This is a genomic window from Microcystis sp. LE18-22.4A, from assembly GCF_027531105.1.
Lineage (GTDB): Bacteria > Cyanobacteriota > Cyanobacteriia > Cyanobacteriales > Microcystaceae > Microcystis > Microcystis aeruginosa.
On the sequence record NZ_JAPZRB010000587.1, the window covers coordinates 1 to 17,029 of the forward strand.

Genomic DNA, 17,029 nt, shown 5'->3' on the forward strand with positions numbered 1-17,029 from the left:
GGATAGTGACAGTTTAGAAACTTTTTATAAGGCCCAACAATTAGGAAAACAAAAATAAACGTAGGGTGCGTTAGGCATCCATTGTTTTTAGGGAAAAAATCAAGGTCTAAATATTGCCGTAACGCACCAACTTTTTAGAAACCCCAACAATTAGGAAAACAAAAATAAGATAACCTTATCGGCGATCGATGGCATTTTCTGGAATTAATTACTAAAATAGGATTATATTGTATTGTGAGTGTTTCTAATATGTCCAAGCCAGTAGAATACTTAACAAATGAGCAAGGGGAACGAGTTGGGGTTTTATTAGACTGGAACACCTATTCTCGATTTGCCAATTCATTAGGACTCGATGAAGATTGTTTGATTGGTTTGAGTGTGGATGAATTAAAAGCGCTGGCAAGTTGTCAATTGTCCCTAGTAGAGCAAACCCGTTTAGATGATTTAGTGACGAGAAATGCAGAATCTTTACTCTGCGCTGATGAAGTAGCTGAGTTAGATGAGTTGTTGGCAAAAACAGATCAATTAACAATTCTTAAAACTCGTGCCAGATATACACTAAAGTGCTTGGAACAAGGTACGACGGCAGCGTGAGTGTTTATATTCGGATGGGGTTTTCCCGGTCTGACAGGAGAGGGATGCAGAAACTCCGATTCTATCTTGTAAGTCATGACCAAATCTTCTTAGCCTACAATTAAAAATAAGCAAGGTAGGGTTGATTCATAGTAGGGTTGATTCATGAATCAACCCTACCCCTGCTAGGGGTTGGGGGGTTGCCTTTTTCCTCGTCTCAACAGGTAATTTAAATACTTGACAGCATCAATGATTGACTGGACTCCCTATCTCAAATCAATCTCGGAAAAGTACGCCCTGTGGGAGACATCTTACACCCTCACGGACGTAGAGGGAAAAACACGCCCAGCGAAAACTGCACCTTTGCTAAGGGATTTGTGGGTACAGACGATTGAAAAAGAACCACAAAACCGACAAGAAAGACCAGAAAGACCAGAAAAACCCGAAAGATTCACTGTTTTAGATGGTTTACGCAAGTATGCGACTAATCACGTTCTTTTAAAAGGTCGTCCCGGTTCAGGAAAATCGACCGCTTTAGCCAGATTATTATTAGAAGAATCTGTAGGAGCGCAAAGCTTGCGCCTAAATCAACAAAATCAAGCTAAAATCATTCAAATTCCCATTCTCATCGAATTACGCTTGTATGAAACCTCAATTCTTGATTTAATTTTACAATTCCTGAAACGCCATAAATTAATTATTGATAGTAATACCCTAGAAAGTTGGCTGTTAGAAAATCAGAATTTTAGACCATTATTATTATTTGATGGTATCAATGAGTTGCCCTCAGATACTGCACGACAGAATTTAAAAAACTTTCGCCAGCAGTATGCAGAAATTTCGATGATTTTCACCACAAGGGATTTAGGCAGCGACGACTTAAACATTGAAAAAAAGCTGGAAATGCTCCCCCTGACTGAACCACAGATGCGGGATTTTGTCAAGGCCTATTTGCCTGAAAAAGGCGAAGAAATGCTTAAACAGTTGGGAAATCGTCTCAAGGAATTTGGCCAGACTCCCCTACTTTTGTGGATGCTTTGTTCAGTTTTTGATAATCATCAGAACAAAATTCCTGCTAATTTGGGCTTAGTTTTCCAGATTTTTACAGGAATTTATGACAAGAAATTAAAAGCAGATGTTCCTACTTACAAAAAATCGCGGGATTGGTGGCGAGAATTGCTGCAAGTGTTAGCGTGGAAAATGACCCAAGGGGAGTCAAAAACTGAGATTCAGGTGGCTATTTCCCGAACAGAAGCAGAGGAAGAATTAAGCAAATTTATCAAAAATAAAGGATTCCCAGAATATTACAGTAAGCAGTGGTTAAAGGATTTACTGAAATATCATCTAATTCACCTAGAAGGTAATGATAAAATTGCTTTTCGCCACCAACTCATTCAAGAATATTACACGGCTGAGGAATTAAAGAAAAAGTTACCCAATCTCAGGGATGAGCAGTTACAGTGGGACTATTTGAATTATCTCAAATGGACGGAACCTGTGGCGTTGCTGTTGGGGTTATTGGATAGTGAAACCCAAGCAAAACGGGTGGTTAAATTAGGTTTAGAGATTGATTTAAAATTAGGAGCGAGGTTCGCAGGAGAAGTCAACTTTAAGTTTCAAAAGCAGACAGTGGGGTTAGTGCTTGGGTTGGATGTACCGAAACGGTTTAAGGTGCAGTTATTGGGATTAACAAAGTCTAATGAAGTTGTTAATGAGTTAAACCAAGCTTTAAAAGACTCTGATAGGTCTGTTCGTAGGAACGCATCCGAGGCTTTAGCTAAAATTGGCTCAGAAACAGCCATTCCGGGGTTACTCAAGGCTTTAGAAGACTCTGATGCGCTTGTTCGTTGGAAGGCAGCCTTCGCTTTGGATGAAATTGGCTCAGAAACAGCGATTGCGGGGTTACTCAAGGCTTTAGAAGACTCTAATAAAGATGTTCGTGGGAACGCAGCCGAGGCTTTGGGTGAAATTGGCTCGGAAACAGCCATTACGGGGTTACTCAAGGCTTTAAAACACTCTGATGATGATGTTAGTAGTAACGCAGCCGCAGCCTTCGCTAATATTCCGGGGTTACTCGAGGCTTTAGAAGACTCTATTAGGATGCACAGAGTTGAGGCTTTGGGTAAGATTGGCTCAGAAACAGCGATTGCGGGGTTAGTCAAGGCTTTAGAAGACTCTAATAAAGATGTTCGTAAGAACGCAGCCTTCGCTTTGGGTGAAATTGGCTCAGAAACAGCCATTGCGGGGTTACTCAAGGCTTTAGAAGACTCTGATGAGTATGTTCGTGGGAACGCAGCCTTCGCTTTGGGTGAAATTGGCACAGAAGCGGCGATGACTGAACTTATCAATCGTCTGAAAAATCCTGATTTTGTCACATTAAATAATGGCGATACTCTCTCTGAAGCTAGAAAAGCACTAGACACAATTCAAAACAAACTTAAATACTATCACCCCCTCTCCCAACCCATGAATCAACAAGTTTACATCTCCTACAACTGGCAAGAAGACAGCAACGAAATGGCTAATCAACTCGTCCAAGCTTTTGCCGCTAAAGGAATTGAGATTATTCGGGATAAAACCCACACCAGCTATAAAGACTCCATCAAAAACTTTATGCGGCAAATTGGACGGGGGAAATGTGTCGTCGCCGTCATCAGCGATAGATACTTAAAATCAGAAAACTGTATGTTTGAATTAGTAGAAATTGCCAGAAATGGTGACTTTTATCAAAGAATATTCCCGATTATTTTACCAGATGCCAGAATTCATAAAGACTTCGAGCGCATAGACTACCTGAAATATTGGGAAGACGAAAAAGCAAAACTACAAGCAAAATACAAAGAAATTGATTTAGCTAAAACTAATAGTATCATGGCGACATTAAACTTATATGATGAAATCAGGGACAATATTGATAATCTAACCAACATTCTTAAGGATATGAATACTCTCAATATCGACTTACACCGCCAATCGGAATTTGCAGCTATGATTCAAGCAGTAGAAACTAAACTTGCAGAGGATAGTCAAAATATTCCTGCTTCTTCTGAAAAAAACGCATCCCTATCATCTATTACCTATGATTTCAGAGGAGCTACCATTGGCAATTTAGCTCATAATGTGCAAGGAAACCAACAGAATTATCCCCAGCAACCTAATAACAATAACCCAGAGGAAAAATAACATGGTTCAGCAACTTAATAACACCCAAATCGCCATCAATACTTTATTGAATAAACTCAACGATTCTCTCCCCCAGATCCGCGCTAAAGCTGCCGAAGCCTTGGGCAAAATTGGCAATAGCAGCCTTGCCGATACCTTAGTATCCCATTTAATAGGAGAAAATGATCTTAATGTTCGCCTAAATCTGATTCGAGCTTTAGGAGAAATTGGCAATGAATCCGCAATTCCTTGTCTAGCTTCCTGCTTATCTGATACTAATCCCGATATTCGTATAATCACGGCAGAATCTCTCGGAAAAATTGGTGGTGAAAAATCAATATCCTATCTCATTCAATCCCTACAAGATACGGAAGTAAAAGTTCGTGTCACAGCCACAATTGCTTTAGGTGAAATTGGACTAGAAGATGTTATTCCTTATCTAGTAAATGTTTGTTACGATGAAGATGATAGCGTTCGTTTCAGTGCTGTTGATGCCCTCGGTAAAATTGGCTCTCGTTATGCAGTAAACTGATATGAAATTGAGTACAGAATCCCTCGATTTAATTATCAGAACTCTTGCCAAAAGACTATTCACAGACAAGAACCCAAGTATTCGGATTAAAGCCGCTCAATCCTTATTTTGATCCCCCTAAATCCCCCTTGAAAAGGGGGAATTGAATTCGACGTATCGCTTTCATTCAGAGAAATGTTCTCAGTTTTGCCATTATGGATGCTATAATTAGGGCTTGCTGAATAAATGTGAAATGTAGGCAAGATAGGGGTTTTGTGGCTTTTCTTGCGAAACAGGTGCAAGATTTTGAGAGAATCGTGCTTCAAAACCTTGCGTCTTCATCGGCCCGCGTCCTGTAGGGGCGAAGCATTTGGGCATAACCTATCGGTGAAACCGGAGATTTTCTATCCGAATGCTTCGCCCGTACTTTTTGCCGCAAACCCTAATTCTCATCAGTAATCCTCAATCTTTTAATCCTATGTCAGAAACTCCTAAATATGACCTTCGTGGAGCAAATATTGCTAACTTTGCCGATACGGTGCAAGGAGATCAAAAAGCAGTTCAACATAATTACGCCACACCCCAAAATTTAGCTGAAGCCGCCCAAGAAATCCAACAACTTATCAGCCAACTTACCCAAACTTATCCCACTAATACCGAAATTGAAAAACAAACTTTTGTCGCACAAGTTGACGCAGAAATCAAGAAAAATTCTCGCTTAAGAAGCATTTTAATCACGGGAGGAATTGAATTAATTAAAGTTCTCTGTCCTACCCTCGGTATTCCCATTGAAATGGGTAAAAAATGGCTAGAAACTGCCAGTTTAAGTGAGTAAACCTAGAGGTTTAATAATCTTCTAATGATACAAATCCCGAAGTCCGCCGCTGATGCGTTTCATTTTTGAATTAGCACAATTATAACCATAAGTCAAGCTTTTTTGATGATAATTAACTTTTTTGTTGGTGATATTTTGACCTTGTTCGGGTATTGGAGACAACCAGTATTTCTATTCTAATAAGGTCTCTTTAATTGTCGTTAAAACTTTGCTATCTTTGACCATCCAAGCATGGAGCAATACCGGAATCGAAATTTCTTTACCCACCGATAAACGGGAACTATGGGCAGGAAATATCATTAAATCGTAGGGAGTCCAGATAATTGTGGTTTTAATTTTATTTAAAATTTGTTGACAATCTTGATTTAAATCCTCTAGAAATTGACTCCCCGGCTGCATTTGTCTAATCCCATCTAAGGGTAAACTATACGCGGTTAACGTGCCTCGATTCGGAGCAGAAATATTTAGGTAACGTTGCACTCTTTCCACTCCTCCCAATCTTTGCAGGTAGTAGCGGGTAATTAATCCTCCCATACTAAACCCAATCAGATCTACTTTCTGCTCTTTAGCAAAGTTTTTCTCGATATAATTCTCCACCTGACCAGCTAAAACTTCTAACTTTTTGTAACCATGATTGGGAATTAGATTAAAACTATGCACCTGCCAACCATGATAGTTTAAATACTCGCTCATCGGTTTAAAAACAGCAGTAGTGTCCAGAAAACCATGCACCAAAACAACGGGATTCATAGATGAGATTTTATCCTTAAATTCTGAATCTATTCTAACGAATGATCGGGGTAATGAGCGAAAAATTTTGGGGAAGAGCCTATCTACTAGGTACGGCTACTGGCAACTTCTAAGGATTAGGGAAAAAACCAAAAAGTTTAGCGGCACCTCCTAAAATAGCGACTACCAATGCTATCAGAATCCCTCGATTGGTGAATTCCTGATAGGCAACCCTTGCAGTTAATCCCTCGATTTTTGTGCTTACTCGTTCATCCAGAGCTTTGATTTCTCCCTTGAGTTCGGCCTGTCCTATTTCTACTTTAGTTAACCGGTCTTCTATCTTGTCAAATCTCTCGTCAATACGGTTTTCCAGAGAGTCGATTTTCTCGTCAATACGTTTTTCCAGAGAGTCGATTTTCTCGTCAATACGTTTTTCCAGAGAGTCGATTTTCTCGTCAAGGCGTTTTTCTAGAGAGTCGATTTTCCCCTCAATCCTTGTCAGGACAGCTTCTAGGGAATAAGTGACAGTTTCGTTAGACATTTAAGCAACTCCAAAAGTCAAATCTTCAGGGGTAAATGCTGGAGGCTATATTTTACGGAAAAATCAGGGGTCTATAGGCGGACACGGATTCCCATTATAAGAAAATTATAAGTCAAGACTTGAGTTTTTGTCAAGCTTTTTTTTGACGGCAATCAATGGCAAGAATTTCGGGGAAGTATTTAGCCACCGATGCCTAACCGTCCCGCTAAACTAGGGCTTAAAGGAATCAGAGTCGCCAACATTAAAAAGAGTAGTAATAAACCCCAACCGGCGCGGGTGTCATCGGGTTCGGTTAACTCGTTTAAACTCGGTCTTTCCAACTCTCTTTGTAAAAAAGCGACTAAAATTGTCCAATAGAGAGGAATGGGATTACTGGGATTAACTAAGGAAATAATGCCCAAAATGACCAAAGTGGCCACAGTGGTGCGGCGGGCAATTTTGCGACCATAAATAGCCTGAACAATTCTGCCACCATCTAACTGTCCAGCAGGCAGTAAATTAAGGGCGGTAATCACCAATCCTAACCAACCGATAACAGTTAAAGGATGCACGGAGATAACGGCATTTTGTAACTCGTCGCCCAGAACTATCCGCGCTAAAAAACTCACTAAAATTGAACTTTGGAAAAAGGTACTAGGGATTTGAAAAAGGCTGGCCGAATTAGATAAAGTCAGTCCAACGATTAACAAGATTAAAGAAACCAAACCTCCCAAAGCAGGACCAGCGAAAGCTATATCAAATAGAACACTGCGGTTAGGTAATAAAGATTCAAAACGAGTAATCGCCCCAAAAGAACCAATCTGCCAAGTGGGAAGAAAATAGGGTAAACTGAGACGAACATTATGGCGTTTAGCGATAATTAGATGACCGATTTCGTGGGCAATTAATACCGACCATAAACCCAAACTCAGGGGAATTGCTTCTCGATATCTCTGCCAATTACCAAACAAATCAAAACCCAATAAAATTCCAGCCGCTTCTAAGCTAGTGACAATGGTGGCTACTAACAAAACTAAAGAGAGATTTTTTTGAGCAAGAGTGGCAGGACTAGGATCGTTAGTTTTGGGAAGGATAATTACCACAGGTTTTTCCTCGGTTCCTTCCACCAGAAATAAACGATATTTGTCGCCAAAATGATTACTTAATTTCTGGGTTAAGCGCGAGTGAACTAGATCCGGTTCTCCCCGTAAATTGCCTTTAAAAATTGCCCCTTCCTGAAAAGAGATAGTTTCGGTGGCAAAAAAAGTATCTATCCCAAAAATACTCTGAATAACTTTTAAATCCTCTTCGGGAATTGGCATCACATCCGGCACAATTGCTGTCACCGCTGCCGTGGTTTCTAGAGGAGTAACGGACTGGCTAACTGCCTGGTTAACTTTCGGTTCAATTATCTGATTGGTTTTGAGTAAGCGTAAACGGTTGCCCAAATAAATATAGATAATGGTGGAAGCAACCAGTAAAAAGAGAATTACCGCTAGATTGAGATAAATTCCCGCCGCAAATAGCCCGAAAAAAATTAACCAAGGAGCTATGAGTACCAAGGATTGTAACCAAGCTAAAATTCCCAGTTGGCCGTAGGGTTTAGCTCGATAAAAACTCCAAGTCAAGATAGCACCAGCGACGAGGAAAATAACAGCGACCGCAGCAATTTCCGAAGAAATATTAACCATAGGAAAGTCAAAATCAATAGGTTTTTATCAATCAATTTGATTATAAGCTTGCAGGGCAGCCCGTAATTGACCCCGATGCTTTTGTAACAATTCTTGTCCTGGGGCCGCCGAAAGTCCCGTTTTCTGCATTAACAAAGCCAGTTTAACCCGGCGGCCACTTTTTTCCAGTAAAATAGCCGCTTCCTCGCGACTAACATCGGTAAGGTTACAGATAATCCGCAGGGCGCGGTCATGGAGTTTATGATTAGTAACTGCCACATCGACCATCTGGTTGCCGTAAACCTTGCCTAACATGACCATTGTCCCTGTGGAAAGGATATTTAAAGCCATTTTCGTCACCGTTCCCGCTTTCAGACGGGTGGAGCCGGCCAAAAGTTCAGGTCCAGTCAATAACCGGATATCCACATCCACCGCGATCTCCACTTGTTCGGCGGGGACACAACTAATGGCAATCGTCGTCGCACCCCGCTGTTTTGCCGCCTGTAAAGCCCCGTGAACGTAGGGGGTGGTACCCCCGGCGGTAATCCCCACTACCACGTCTAATTCGTGAATTTCTCGCTGGGCAATAATCGCCGCCCCATCTTCCGCTTTATCCTCCAAATCTTCGGAACTACGCACCAGCGCCGCCGCTCCACCGGCGATAATTCCCTGTACCAATTCCGGGGGAGTGCAGAAGGTGGGGGGACATTCGGCCGCGTCCAAAACCCCCAGCCGGCCACTGGTTCCCGCCCCAATGTAAAAGAGTCTGCCACCTTTAGCCAGAGCTTGACTGGTCAGGGAGATTGCTAGGGCCAATTCTTGCCGGGCCATGGCGATCGCTTTTAGGGTTTGGGCATCCTCCCGATTGAACAGATCCACCAATTCGAGCGGGTTTAATTGGTCTAAATTTAGGCTGTTTGGGTTAATTTGTTCGGTTAACAGGTGTCCTCTGCTTTCCCACTGTTCCATAACGGTTTAATTGAGCTTTTTGTAAGATTATTTTTAGTATATAGCGAATCGGTGGGCTAAAAGCTTGACAATTGCCCCCTAGATATTAGATAATAGTAAATTGTGTCAATTCCTGCTCGGATCAGGTGAGGACATTAGCACAAAAGCTGGAATTTTTTTCAGCTACCTGTACGGCAAAACGAGCGCAGAAAATTCATGAGTTACGCAATTATTGAGACCGGTGGCAAACAGATTCGGGTAGAACCAGGTCGCTATTACGATATCGAACTTCTTCCCGTCGATGAACAAAGTACCCATACCATCGACAAAGTGCTATTAATCCATGATGAGGATGATATTAGCATCGGTCAACCCTTTATCGAAGGGGCCACCGTGGCAGGGACTGTCATGCAACATCGTCGGGGCAAAAAAGTTATTGTTTATAAAATGCGCCCGAAAAAGAAAACCCGTAAAAAACGCGGTCATCGTCAAGAAATTACCCGTTTTATGATTGATTCAATCAATTATAACGGTAAAACCCTAGTCGCCACTGCTGCTACCTCCAGCGCTGAAGTTGTGGAAGATAGTAGCGATGAAGAAGAATAACTTTTAGAATCAAAAAAGCATTTGGAGAGAAATTATGGCTCATAAGAAAGGTACGGGTAGTACCCGCAACGGACGCGATTCTCGTTCCCAGAGACTAGGCGTTAAGCGCTACGGTGGTCAAGTGGTAAAAGCGGGAAATATTCTCATCCGTCAACGGGGTACTAAAGTTCACCCGGGTAAAAATGTTGGTCGTGGTGGCGATGATACTTTATTCGCTTTAATTGATGGTGTGGTCAAATTTGAATACAAGGATAAAAGTCGCCGTCAAGTTAGCGTTTATCCTGCTGAAGTTAGCGCCAGTTAATCCCATCAACCCTGATTAATTTTTTCCCTGTAACCTCCTAACTCATCCTAGGGGGTTTTTTCAGATAATTTATATCGTTTCCTAAGCTAGTGAGGTACACCTATTTTTCTTCCCTTTTGCCTTTTGCATGAGTGCCTAAAACCCATAACTTTTGTACCTCAGCAGACTGAAAAACGCTATATATCTGTTGACAGACTAGACTGAACACTCATAGATTAGAATAGTCCGAAAGTAGCTCGGAAAAGATGGACTCACCATGATTCTTAAAATTGCCGATATCTTAAAAAATTTGCCCTGGTCTTTCAATTCTACTGCCGAATTACCCTGGTTAGAGCGATCGCAAGCCGAAAAATCCCTGCAAAAAGCTCGTCAACAACGGCGAATTTCCGAACGAGAATATCAACTCCTTGACCATTGGCGAGAATTGGGTTATTGTATTGTCAAAGATTTAATTCCCGCAACGGCGATCGATAATTTAGTAGCAGAATTAGCCGATTTATTTTTCCTAGAATCGGCTATCCCTGGATTAAGAATTGAAGGCATTCAAGCAGAAAATCTACCGGCGAGTTTAAGTCACGAGCAAGTTTTAGCCCTAGATATCGAGCAAAGAAAAGCCTTAGTCAATTCTATTTGGCGACTCCATGCCTTTCATGAGATTTCCCCCGCCGCTCAAGCAATTTTTGACAATCAAAATCTGAGAGATTTAGTTAATTTAATTATTGGCAAATCCTGCGAACCGAGATATTCCATCAACTTCCTGCACGGTACAGAGCAGGGGCTGCACGAGGATATGGCAGTTTTTTATGTTCATCCGGCTAATCATTTAGTTGGTGTTTGGATTGCCTTGGAAGATATTTCCGCCGATGCTGGGCCGCTAATTTTTTATCCTAAATCTCATAAAAATATCAAAGTAACTGACTTTTTCCCAGACTATCCCGCCGTCAATCTTAAAAATATTACTGCCGCTCAAATTCCCCAATACCAAGATTATGTTAACCAGCGCGCTCAGAATTATGACTGTCAATCATTTACTGCTAAAAAAGGAGAGATTCTTCTCTGGCACGGAATGTTAATTCATGGTGGTGGGAAGATTAATAATACCCTGCTAACCCGTAAATCGATGGTCATTCATTTTATTGCCGAGGGTGGCGATTACAACGATCGGGCTTTGGGACCTTTTAATTGGTAAGATTAATTTACCACTAATAACTCGGAAATAATCGGACTAATACTAAATCCGTTTAGTATAGGCTACTTATGAGGAGAGGCAATAGGGGTAATAGATAATCCGTCTTTAATAACTGGATTTAGTATAACATCGGATTTTAACAGGTCAAAAGTCTTATTTTCAAAGGGTTTTACCATCATTCAGCCAGCCCTAAATATGACAAATGCCCCGCAACTATTCCGGGTCTGTTTCCCTTGACAATACTTCTTGTAGTTGTGGTACTAAGGTCGGCAAATCTTCTCGAATTGTTGCCCAAATTCTACTTAAATTAACTTGAAAATATTCGTGAGTTGCAACATTTCTCATTCCTGCCATTAAACGCCAAGGAATAAGAGGATAGCGAGACTGAATTTCCTTCGGTACATTTCTAGTTGCTTCTCCGATAATAATAAAATCATAGAGAACCGCTTTGATATTTGTTTGATTCTTGGCAAATTCCTCAAACGTCATTGCCTTTGTTCGCTGTTCAATTTCACTGATAGATTCTAAAATGTCTTGAAGGCGAAGTCGCCAATCTCTAGAAGGCATTGATCAGATCCTCAAGCACAGGTTCCCGTAAATGTTCTCTTAAGGCATCCTGAGTTCCTAAATCCACAGAGCATCCCAGAATATCTTCTAAATAATACTGTACTTGCAGAAGTTGAAAAAAACCACCTTGTCGATCGAATTCTACTAACAAATCTACATCACTATCGGCATCAGCTTCATCCCTGGCCACTGAACCAAATAAAGACAAAGATTTCACCCCTAGTTTTTGTAACTGTTCTCGGTGTGCCTCTAGAATTGCCAGCACCTCGTCCCGTTTCATCTGGTGTGTCTTTGAACCTGCCATCAATATTATAGCTTTGTCGGTGCAACCCTTAAACTGAAGCTGAAATCTTCCAAATCTACAAAACAAACTAATCACTGAAAACTCACATCTGATCACTGATCACTGATTAAGCTGTAGCTTCTAAAAATACGCCTAAATTGCGGAATTTTTGATAACGAGATTCGCGCCGTTGTTGGGGAGTTAACAAAGATAAAGCCTCTAAATTTTCACTAATAGCGGCTTTTAAATTGGCTGCCGCTCTAATCGGATCAGCATGGGCCCCTCTGGAGGGTTCAGGAACGATCTGATCGATAATATTTAACTCTTTCAAATCTTTTGAGGTAATTTTGAGGGCAACTGCTGCTTTATCGGATTTTTTGGCATCTTTCCAGAGAATGGCGGCACAAGCTTCGGGAGTCGCCACGGTATAGACAGAATGCTCTAACATTAACAGGCGATCGCCGACACCAATGCCCAAAGCGCCGCCCGAACCACCTTCGCCAATAACAGTACAAATGATCGGCACATCTAAACGGAACATCTCCCGGAGGTTATAGGCGATCGCTTCTCCTTGACCTAATTTTTCCGCTTCCACCCCCGCCCAAGCACCGGGGGTGTCAATAAAGGTTAAAATTGGCTGATTAAACTGATGGGCGTGTTCCATTAAACGCATGGCTTTACGATAACCCCCGGGGGCAGCCATGCCGAAATTTCTAGCCACATTATCCTTAGTATCCCGGCCTTTTTGATGCCCGATAATCACCACGGGACGACCGTTAAAACGGGCAACACCACCCACAAGAGCGGGATCGTCGTAACCACCGCGATCACCGTGTAACTCGAACCATTCATCGGTGATTGCTTGAATATAGTCTAGGGTACTGGGGCGCCGGGGATGACGGGCTAATTGTAGCCTTTGGGAAGGGGTGAGATTGCTAAAAATTTCACGACGTAATTGATTAGCTCGTTCGTCTAGTTGAGTAATTTGTTCCGAGACATCTACGCTATTTTCTTGGGCTAATTCTTTAATCTGTTCGATGCGGGATTCTAATTCGTAGAGGGGTTTCTCAAAATCTAGGAGAAAAATCTTTTTCTCGGTAGTCTCGTTTTTAGTCATAGGTTAGTGGCTAGAAGTTTACTTGAAGCTAATCTTTTCTAGCTTACCGTTTTTCAGCGATCGATTATCGGCAGCTTCGGGATTACCCGGAGATAATTCCAGGTTATCGATCGAATTTTGTCAATTGTCGTATAATAATAGATCGTGCCTTTTTCACCCCAAGGAGGATTAGTTATGGCAGGAAGTGAACTAAAAGCGGATCTATGGGTTAACGAATATATTACCCCCTGGGACATTTATAGTCATGGGGTTTCCAGGATTTTAGCCTACAAAAAAACCGCTTTTCAGGAGATGTATATTGTTGAATCGGGGGCCTATGGAAAAGCCTTGGTACTGGATGGGAAATGGCAATCTTGTACGGGGGATGAATTTATTTATCATGAAGCATTAGTGCAACCGGCAATGATTGCCCACCAAGAACCAAAAACTGCTTTAATTCTGGGAGGTGGTGAAGGTGCGACAACGCGGGAGTTATTGCGTTGGAAAACAATCGAAAAAGTGATGATGATTGATATCGATGGGGATGTGGTGGCAGCTTGTAAGGAACATCTTCCCGAAATGCACCAAGGTACTTTTGATGATCCTCGTTTTCAGTTAGTTGTCGCTGATGCTTTAGAAGTTTTAGACACCACTAACGATCAATGGGATATTATTATCTCCGATCTGGTTGATCCCATCGAAGAGGGTCCTTCTTTCCCCCTATTCACGAAAGAATACTTTGAAAAACTACAAAGAGTTTTGGCAGAAAATGGCATTGTTGTTGTCCAATCTGGCCCGGTTTCTCCTCCTTCGGTGATGTATCATGCGCGTTTGGTGAATACTTTAAAAGCAGTTTTTCCCTACGTTCATTCCTATTGCGCTCCCACTCCTAGTTATGGTTCCCCTTGGGGTTTTACTCTCTGTGCTAATCATCCTTTAAATACTCGTCCCGATCCGGACGTGGTAGATGAATTAATCAGCGATACAACTACGGGAGGATTACGTTTAATTGATGGCATGAGTTTACTAGGAATGTTACAAACTCCTCTCTATATTCGTCAAGCAATCGCACAAAATACGGAAGTTTATACCCTGGCAAAACCCCCGAAATTCTTCGGTCAAGGAGTAATCAGTAATCAGTAATCAGTTATCAGTTATCAGTAATCAGTAATCAGTTATCAGTTATCAGCTATCAGTAAATAAGGGTTATAACTAGAAATCGATCGAGTCTTCATGATTGAGAATTGCTTGCAGTATTTCTAGGGGAACAGTAGCAAAGTATTGCTGGAGAAAGTTTTCTAGAGCTACCGCTTCTAGAAATTGTTCAATCTTATTAATTTTTGCCTCATGATTGACTAATTCAAAGGATAAATTTTCTTGATTTTTCTTGACTTTAAAGCCATTTTCTGCTAGGGAAATTAATCCTAATTCTAGGGTATGATAACTGAGGTTTAAGCGGTTTTGTAATTGTTGACAGGAAATGCTGGTTGTAGTTCTAGCTAAATATTTCCCGATCCCGACAAGGTTTATCCATGTGGTGTGAGCGGATTTTTTCAAAGGACTAGCATAGGCAAGAACTAACTTTTTATCCCGTAAAATTGCCTGTTGATATTCCCTGGAAAGTTTTGTCCAATCCCGGGGACATTCCCAGAGAAAAAGGGGATTTAATTGGCTAACTTCTTGACTAATTTCTCGATGGCGATTGTCGATTAAAAAATCTTTTTTATTGCTATAGGTTAGGGATTCTTGTTGATAGGGATGCAAGGCAATTAAGCGCACTTCATAGCGATTTTTGTAGGTATTAAAATCTAATTCGACTACGGCATCATAACGGGTATCGGCAGCAATTTCGTCTTTGTGATGACCCCACCACATACCGGGGAAACCCTGCTCGATTGAACTATCCCAGATCTCAAAAGTTGTCCGGGGATAAGCGATTTTTCTGCCTTTGAAATCCTCAAGATTTTTATGCCAAAGATTGTGAAAATAACAATTTTGAATTAATAGCTTCGGTGTCGGATTACCCATCCCGCAGGGTTCCAGTAATTTTAATTCTCTAAATAGACTTTTTCCCAATTGGGAAACTGTCACCACCGCAGCCACTTCTATCTCGGAAGAAAGGGAAGTTAAATCAATTCCTGTGCGTCGCAACTGTTGATTAATTCCCTCAATAAATAGGGGTAAATTTTCTATAGTTAAACTTAAACCTGCGGCCAAAGGATGACCACCAAAACGATGTAAAAGATGGGATTGAGAGGATACTAATTGATAAAGATCGATCTCGCGAATTGACCTAGCGGAACCCTTAGCAAAAGGTGGTTCACTGGTACTTAATAAAATTGTCGGTCGCTGGTATTCTTGGGCAATTTGTCCCGCAACTAATCCTAAAATTCCCGCCGGCCATTGGGGATCATCTAAAATAATTACATTAGTGGTAGAAAGATCAATTCTTTCTAGTTTTTTCTGAACTTGTTTAATAATATCCCGTTGGATTTCTTGGCGACGAATATTGGCCAATTCCGCTTGTTCAGCTAATTCGTGACAACGTTTTTCATCTTCACTGGTGAGTAATTCCACACAAAATCTAGCATCGCCATAAATGCGACTGACGGCATTAATTCGCGGTCCAATACCGAAGGATATATCCATCGGTCTATCTCCGGTTTTGTTACATAAATCCAGTAATTTTTTAACTCCCAAACGCTGAGTGTTTTGCAGTTTTTTAAGACCTTTTTGGGCTAAATAACGACATTCTCCCGTCAATTTGACTAAATCGGCAATTAAACCAATCGCCACTAAATCGAGTAAATTTTCTAGGGGTTTTCTGGGAATATCTGCCAGGGTTAAATACATCGCTTCCACTAATTTATAAGCAACGGCAACCCCAGAAAGATGATAGAAAGGATGGGTTTCCACAAAGTAGCGGGGATTAATCAGGGCAATCACCTCGGGGCGCTCGTCGGGTAGGGTATGATGATCGGTGATGATAATATCGATACCTAGACTGTTTGCATAGTCAATTTCGGCGATATTCGTGCTTCCCGTGTCACAGGTGACGATTAAACTGGTTCCTTGATGCGCTAGTTTCTCGATACCAGGACAATTGAGGCCGTGGGATTCTTTTTGGCGATCGGGTATGTAATAATCTAACTGTTGATAGGGTGGGAAAAACTGCCCTAATCCTTCCCAGAGTACACTGGTAGCGGTGACACCATCGGCATCGAAATCCCCCCAAATACTCACTTTTTCCCCTTTATTGAGGGCTTTTTCCAGTCTTTTGACGGCAAAGTTCATTTCTTGCCCAAAATCAAAGGGAGTTTTTGACTGATAAGCTTTCTCATCCAGAAACGTCCCCAGAGTCGCCCCATCCCGGATACCGCGATGCCATAATATTTGTGCCACGACGCTGCCATCCGACTCTGGGGTGTAGTCTTGGACTATTTTTAAAAACTCTTGGGGAAGCTCTACCGATGGGGGAATTTGCCAGTTAGACACGGGATATCAAGGAAAAAGTAAAAAAGGTGGCAGTTTTTGTGATTTTCCCTATCTCCATTTAGGGCTTGCTGAATAAATGTGAAATGTAGGCAAGGTAAGGGTTTTGTGGCTTTACGAGCGAAACAGGTGCAAGATTTTGAGAGAATCGTGCTTCAAAACCTTGCGTCTTCATCAGCCCGCGTCCTGTAGGGGCGAAGCATTCGGACAATAACCTATCGGTGAAACCGTAGATTTTCTATCCGAATGCTTCGCCCGTACTTTTTCAGCAAACCCCATTTAGCCACCACTAACGGGGGGAATTAAAACTATCTCATCGCCATTTTTGAGGATTTTCTCTCCCGAAACAAACTGAAGATTAACTCCAAAACGAGTAACATCGCGCCATCTTTCTAATTGAGGATAGGGGGCTATAATATAGTTTAACACTTCTGTAACGGAAGTGTGGGCAGGAAATTCGAGGTTTAATTGTGAAGTTTGATAGACTTCTTGATAAATAGCAAATAGTTTGACTGTGATCGTAATCTTTTCCATCTTTACATCA

Annotated in this window: 17 protein-coding genes; 8 read left to right on the forward strand and 9 right to left on the reverse strand. The window is 41.5% G+C overall.

Annotation, left to right across the window (positions count from 1 at the left end):
- Positions 1 to 249: 249 nt before the first annotated feature.
- The 4 genes from O9295_RS25125 to O9295_RS25140 all read left to right on the forward strand — a co-directional run bounded on the left by O9295_RS25125 (position 250) and on the right by O9295_RS25140 (position 5,081).
- The gene (locus O9295_RS25125; RefSeq protein WP_002754005.1) at positions 250 to 594 is read left to right on the forward strand and encodes a hypothetical protein; all 345 of its coding nucleotides are present in this window, start codon (positions 250 to 252) and stop codon (positions 592 to 594) included.
- A 228-nt stretch (positions 595 to 822) separates the two neighbouring features.
- Entirely contained in the window at positions 823 to 3,756 is a 2,934-nt protein-coding gene (locus O9295_RS25130; RefSeq protein ID WP_288036036.1) for a HEAT repeat domain-containing protein, read from the forward strand.
- A gap of 1 nt (position 3,757) precedes the next feature.
- Positions 3,758 to 4,267, forward strand: coding sequence for a HEAT repeat domain-containing protein (locus O9295_RS25135; protein WP_288036017.1), 510 nt, complete (start codon positions 3,758 to 3,760; stop codon positions 4,265 to 4,267).
- A gap of 391 nt (positions 4,268 to 4,658) precedes the next feature.
- Positions 4,659 to 5,081, forward strand: coding sequence for a hypothetical protein (locus O9295_RS25140; RefSeq protein ID WP_288036019.1), 423 nt, complete (start codon positions 4,659 to 4,661; stop codon positions 5,079 to 5,081).
- 171 nt (positions 5,082 to 5,252) lie between these two features.
- On the opposite strand, the gene O9295_RS25145 is transcribed toward O9295_RS25140, so the two are convergent.
- The 4 genes from O9295_RS25145 to murQ all read right to left on the reverse strand — a co-directional run bounded on the left by O9295_RS25145 (position 5,253) and on the right by murQ (position 8,969).
- The gene (locus O9295_RS25145; RefSeq protein WP_004163225.1) at positions 5,253 to 5,831 is read right to left on the reverse strand and encodes an esterase/lipase family protein; all 579 of its coding nucleotides are present in this window, start codon (positions 5,829 to 5,831) and stop codon (positions 5,253 to 5,255) included.
- A gap of 109 nt (positions 5,832 to 5,940) precedes the next feature.
- Positions 5,941 to 6,351 (reverse strand): DUF4164 domain-containing protein, encoded by a 411-nt coding sequence (locus tag O9295_RS25150; RefSeq protein WP_288036020.1) that lies wholly within the window; start codon positions 6,349 to 6,351, stop codon positions 5,941 to 5,943.
- A 179-nt stretch (positions 6,352 to 6,530) separates the two neighbouring features.
- Positions 6,531 to 8,021: a site-2 protease family protein gene (locus tag O9295_RS25155; RefSeq protein WP_288036021.1), complete on the reverse strand. Its 1,491-nt coding sequence runs from the start codon at positions 8,019 to 8,021 to the stop codon at positions 6,531 to 6,533.
- Positions 8,022 to 8,048: 27 nt separating this feature from the next.
- Complete coding sequence (gene murQ, locus O9295_RS25160; protein ID WP_288036023.1) at positions 8,049 to 8,969, reverse strand: N-acetylmuramic acid 6-phosphate etherase; 921 nt, start codon at positions 8,967 to 8,969, stop codon at positions 8,049 to 8,051.
- A gap of 195 nt (positions 8,970 to 9,164) precedes the next feature.
- Between murQ and rplU the strand changes: the two genes are divergently transcribed.
- From rplU to O9295_RS25175, 3 genes are all read left to right on the forward strand, one after another.
- A complete protein-coding gene (gene rplU / locus O9295_RS25165; RefSeq protein ID WP_288036025.1) occupies positions 9,165 to 9,554 on the forward strand; it encodes a 50S ribosomal protein L21 in 390 nt (129 codons plus the stop codon).
- A 34-nt stretch (positions 9,555 to 9,588) separates the two neighbouring features.
- The gene (gene rpmA / locus O9295_RS25170) at positions 9,589 to 9,858 is read left to right on the forward strand and encodes a 50S ribosomal protein L27 (RefSeq protein ID WP_002744094.1); all 270 of its coding nucleotides are present in this window, start codon (positions 9,589 to 9,591) and stop codon (positions 9,856 to 9,858) included.
- Positions 9,859 to 10,114: 256 nt separating this feature from the next.
- Positions 10,115 to 11,047: a phytanoyl-CoA dioxygenase family protein gene (locus tag O9295_RS25175; protein WP_288036026.1), complete on the forward strand. Its 933-nt coding sequence runs from the start codon at positions 10,115 to 10,117 to the stop codon at positions 11,045 to 11,047.
- 213 nt (positions 11,048 to 11,260) lie between these two features.
- Here O9295_RS25175 and O9295_RS25180 read toward each other — a convergent pair whose 3' ends face one another.
- From O9295_RS25180 to accA, 3 genes are all read right to left on the reverse strand, one after another.
- Positions 11,261 to 11,614: a HepT-like ribonuclease domain-containing protein gene (locus O9295_RS25180; RefSeq protein WP_103112027.1), complete on the reverse strand. Its 354-nt coding sequence runs from the start codon at positions 11,612 to 11,614 to the stop codon at positions 11,261 to 11,263.
- Positions 11,604 to 11,894, reverse strand: coding sequence for a nucleotidyltransferase family protein (locus O9295_RS25185; RefSeq protein ID WP_002736589.1), 291 nt, complete (start codon positions 11,892 to 11,894; stop codon positions 11,604 to 11,606). Before O9295_RS25185 ends, O9295_RS25180 begins: the two co-directional genes overlap by 11 nt.
- Positions 11,895 to 12,024: 130 nt before the next feature.
- Complete coding sequence (gene accA, locus O9295_RS25190) at positions 12,025 to 13,014, reverse strand: acetyl-CoA carboxylase carboxyl transferase subunit alpha (protein WP_004163211.1); 990 nt, start codon at positions 13,012 to 13,014, stop codon at positions 12,025 to 12,027.
- Between the two features lie 174 nt (positions 13,015 to 13,188).
- On the opposite strand from accA, the gene O9295_RS25195 reads away from it, so the two are divergent.
- Positions 13,189 to 14,136, forward strand: coding sequence for a fused MFS/spermidine synthase (locus O9295_RS25195; protein ID WP_147072472.1), 948 nt, complete (start codon positions 13,189 to 13,191; stop codon positions 14,134 to 14,136).
- A gap of 69 nt (positions 14,137 to 14,205) precedes the next feature.
- Here O9295_RS25195 and recJ read toward each other — a convergent pair whose 3' ends face one another.
- Complete coding sequence (gene recJ, locus O9295_RS25200) at positions 14,206 to 16,488, reverse strand: single-stranded-DNA-specific exonuclease RecJ (RefSeq protein WP_288036028.1); 2,283 nt, start codon at positions 16,486 to 16,488, stop codon at positions 14,206 to 14,208.
- A gap of 276 nt (positions 16,489 to 16,764) precedes the next feature.
- Positions 16,765 to 17,019 carry a MoaD/ThiS family protein gene (locus tag O9295_RS25205; protein ID WP_004163207.1) on the reverse strand — a complete coding sequence of 85 codons (255 nt, stop codon included), beginning with the start codon at positions 17,017 to 17,019 and terminating at the stop codon, positions 16,765 to 16,767.
- Positions 17,020 to 17,029: the final 10 nt, after the last annotated feature.

Bases quoted from the DNA above. Each gene is read 5' to 3' on its own strand.
- rpmA (WP_002744094.1), top strand. From the start codon at position 9,589: ATGGCTCATAAGAAAGGTACGGGTAGTACCCGCAACGGACGCGATTCT.
- O9295_RS25180 (WP_103112027.1), bottom strand. From the start codon at position 11,614: ATGCCTTCTAGAGATTGGCGACTTCGCCTTCAAGACATTTTAGAATCT.
- O9295_RS25175 (WP_288036026.1), top strand. From the start codon at position 10,115: ATGATTCTTAAAATTGCCGATATCTTAAAAAATTTGCCCTGGTCTTTC.
- O9295_RS25145 (WP_004163225.1), bottom strand. From the start codon at position 5,831: ATGAATCCCGTTGTTTTGGTGCATGGTTTTCTGGACACTACTGCTGTT.
- O9295_RS25135 (WP_288036017.1), top strand. From the start codon at position 3,758: ATGGTTCAGCAACTTAATAACACCCAAATCGCCATCAATACTTTATTG.
- O9295_RS25130 (WP_288036036.1), top strand. From the start codon at position 823: ATGATTGACTGGACTCCCTATCTCAAATCAATCTCGGAAAAGTACGCC.
- O9295_RS25195 (WP_147072472.1), top strand. From the start codon at position 13,189: ATGGCAGGAAGTGAACTAAAAGCGGATCTATGGGTTAACGAATATATT.
- accA (WP_004163211.1), bottom strand. From the start codon at position 13,014: ATGACTAAAAACGAGACTACCGAGAAAAAGATTTTTCTCCTAGATTTT.
- O9295_RS25140 (WP_288036019.1), top strand. From the start codon at position 4,659: ATGCTTCGCCCGTACTTTTTGCCGCAAACCCTAATTCTCATCAGTAAT.
- rplU (WP_288036025.1), top strand. From the start codon at position 9,165: ATGAGTTACGCAATTATTGAGACCGGTGGCAAACAGATTCGGGTAGAA.
- O9295_RS25150 (WP_288036020.1), bottom strand. From the start codon at position 6,351: ATGTCTAACGAAACTGTCACTTATTCCCTAGAAGCTGTCCTGACAAGG.
- murQ (WP_288036023.1), bottom strand. From the start codon at position 8,969: ATGGAACAGTGGGAAAGCAGAGGACACCTGTTAACCGAACAAATTAAC.
- O9295_RS25185 (WP_002736589.1), bottom strand. From the start codon at position 11,894: ATGAAACGGGACGAGGTGCTGGCAATTCTAGAGGCACACCGAGAACAG.
- O9295_RS25155 (WP_288036021.1), bottom strand. From the start codon at position 8,021: ATGGTTAATATTTCTTCGGAAATTGCTGCGGTCGCTGTTATTTTCCTC.
- O9295_RS25205 (WP_004163207.1), bottom strand. From the start codon at position 17,019: ATGGAAAAGATTACGATCACAGTCAAACTATTTGCTATTTATCAAGAA.
- O9295_RS25125 (WP_002754005.1), top strand. From the start codon at position 250: ATGTCCAAGCCAGTAGAATACTTAACAAATGAGCAAGGGGAACGAGTT.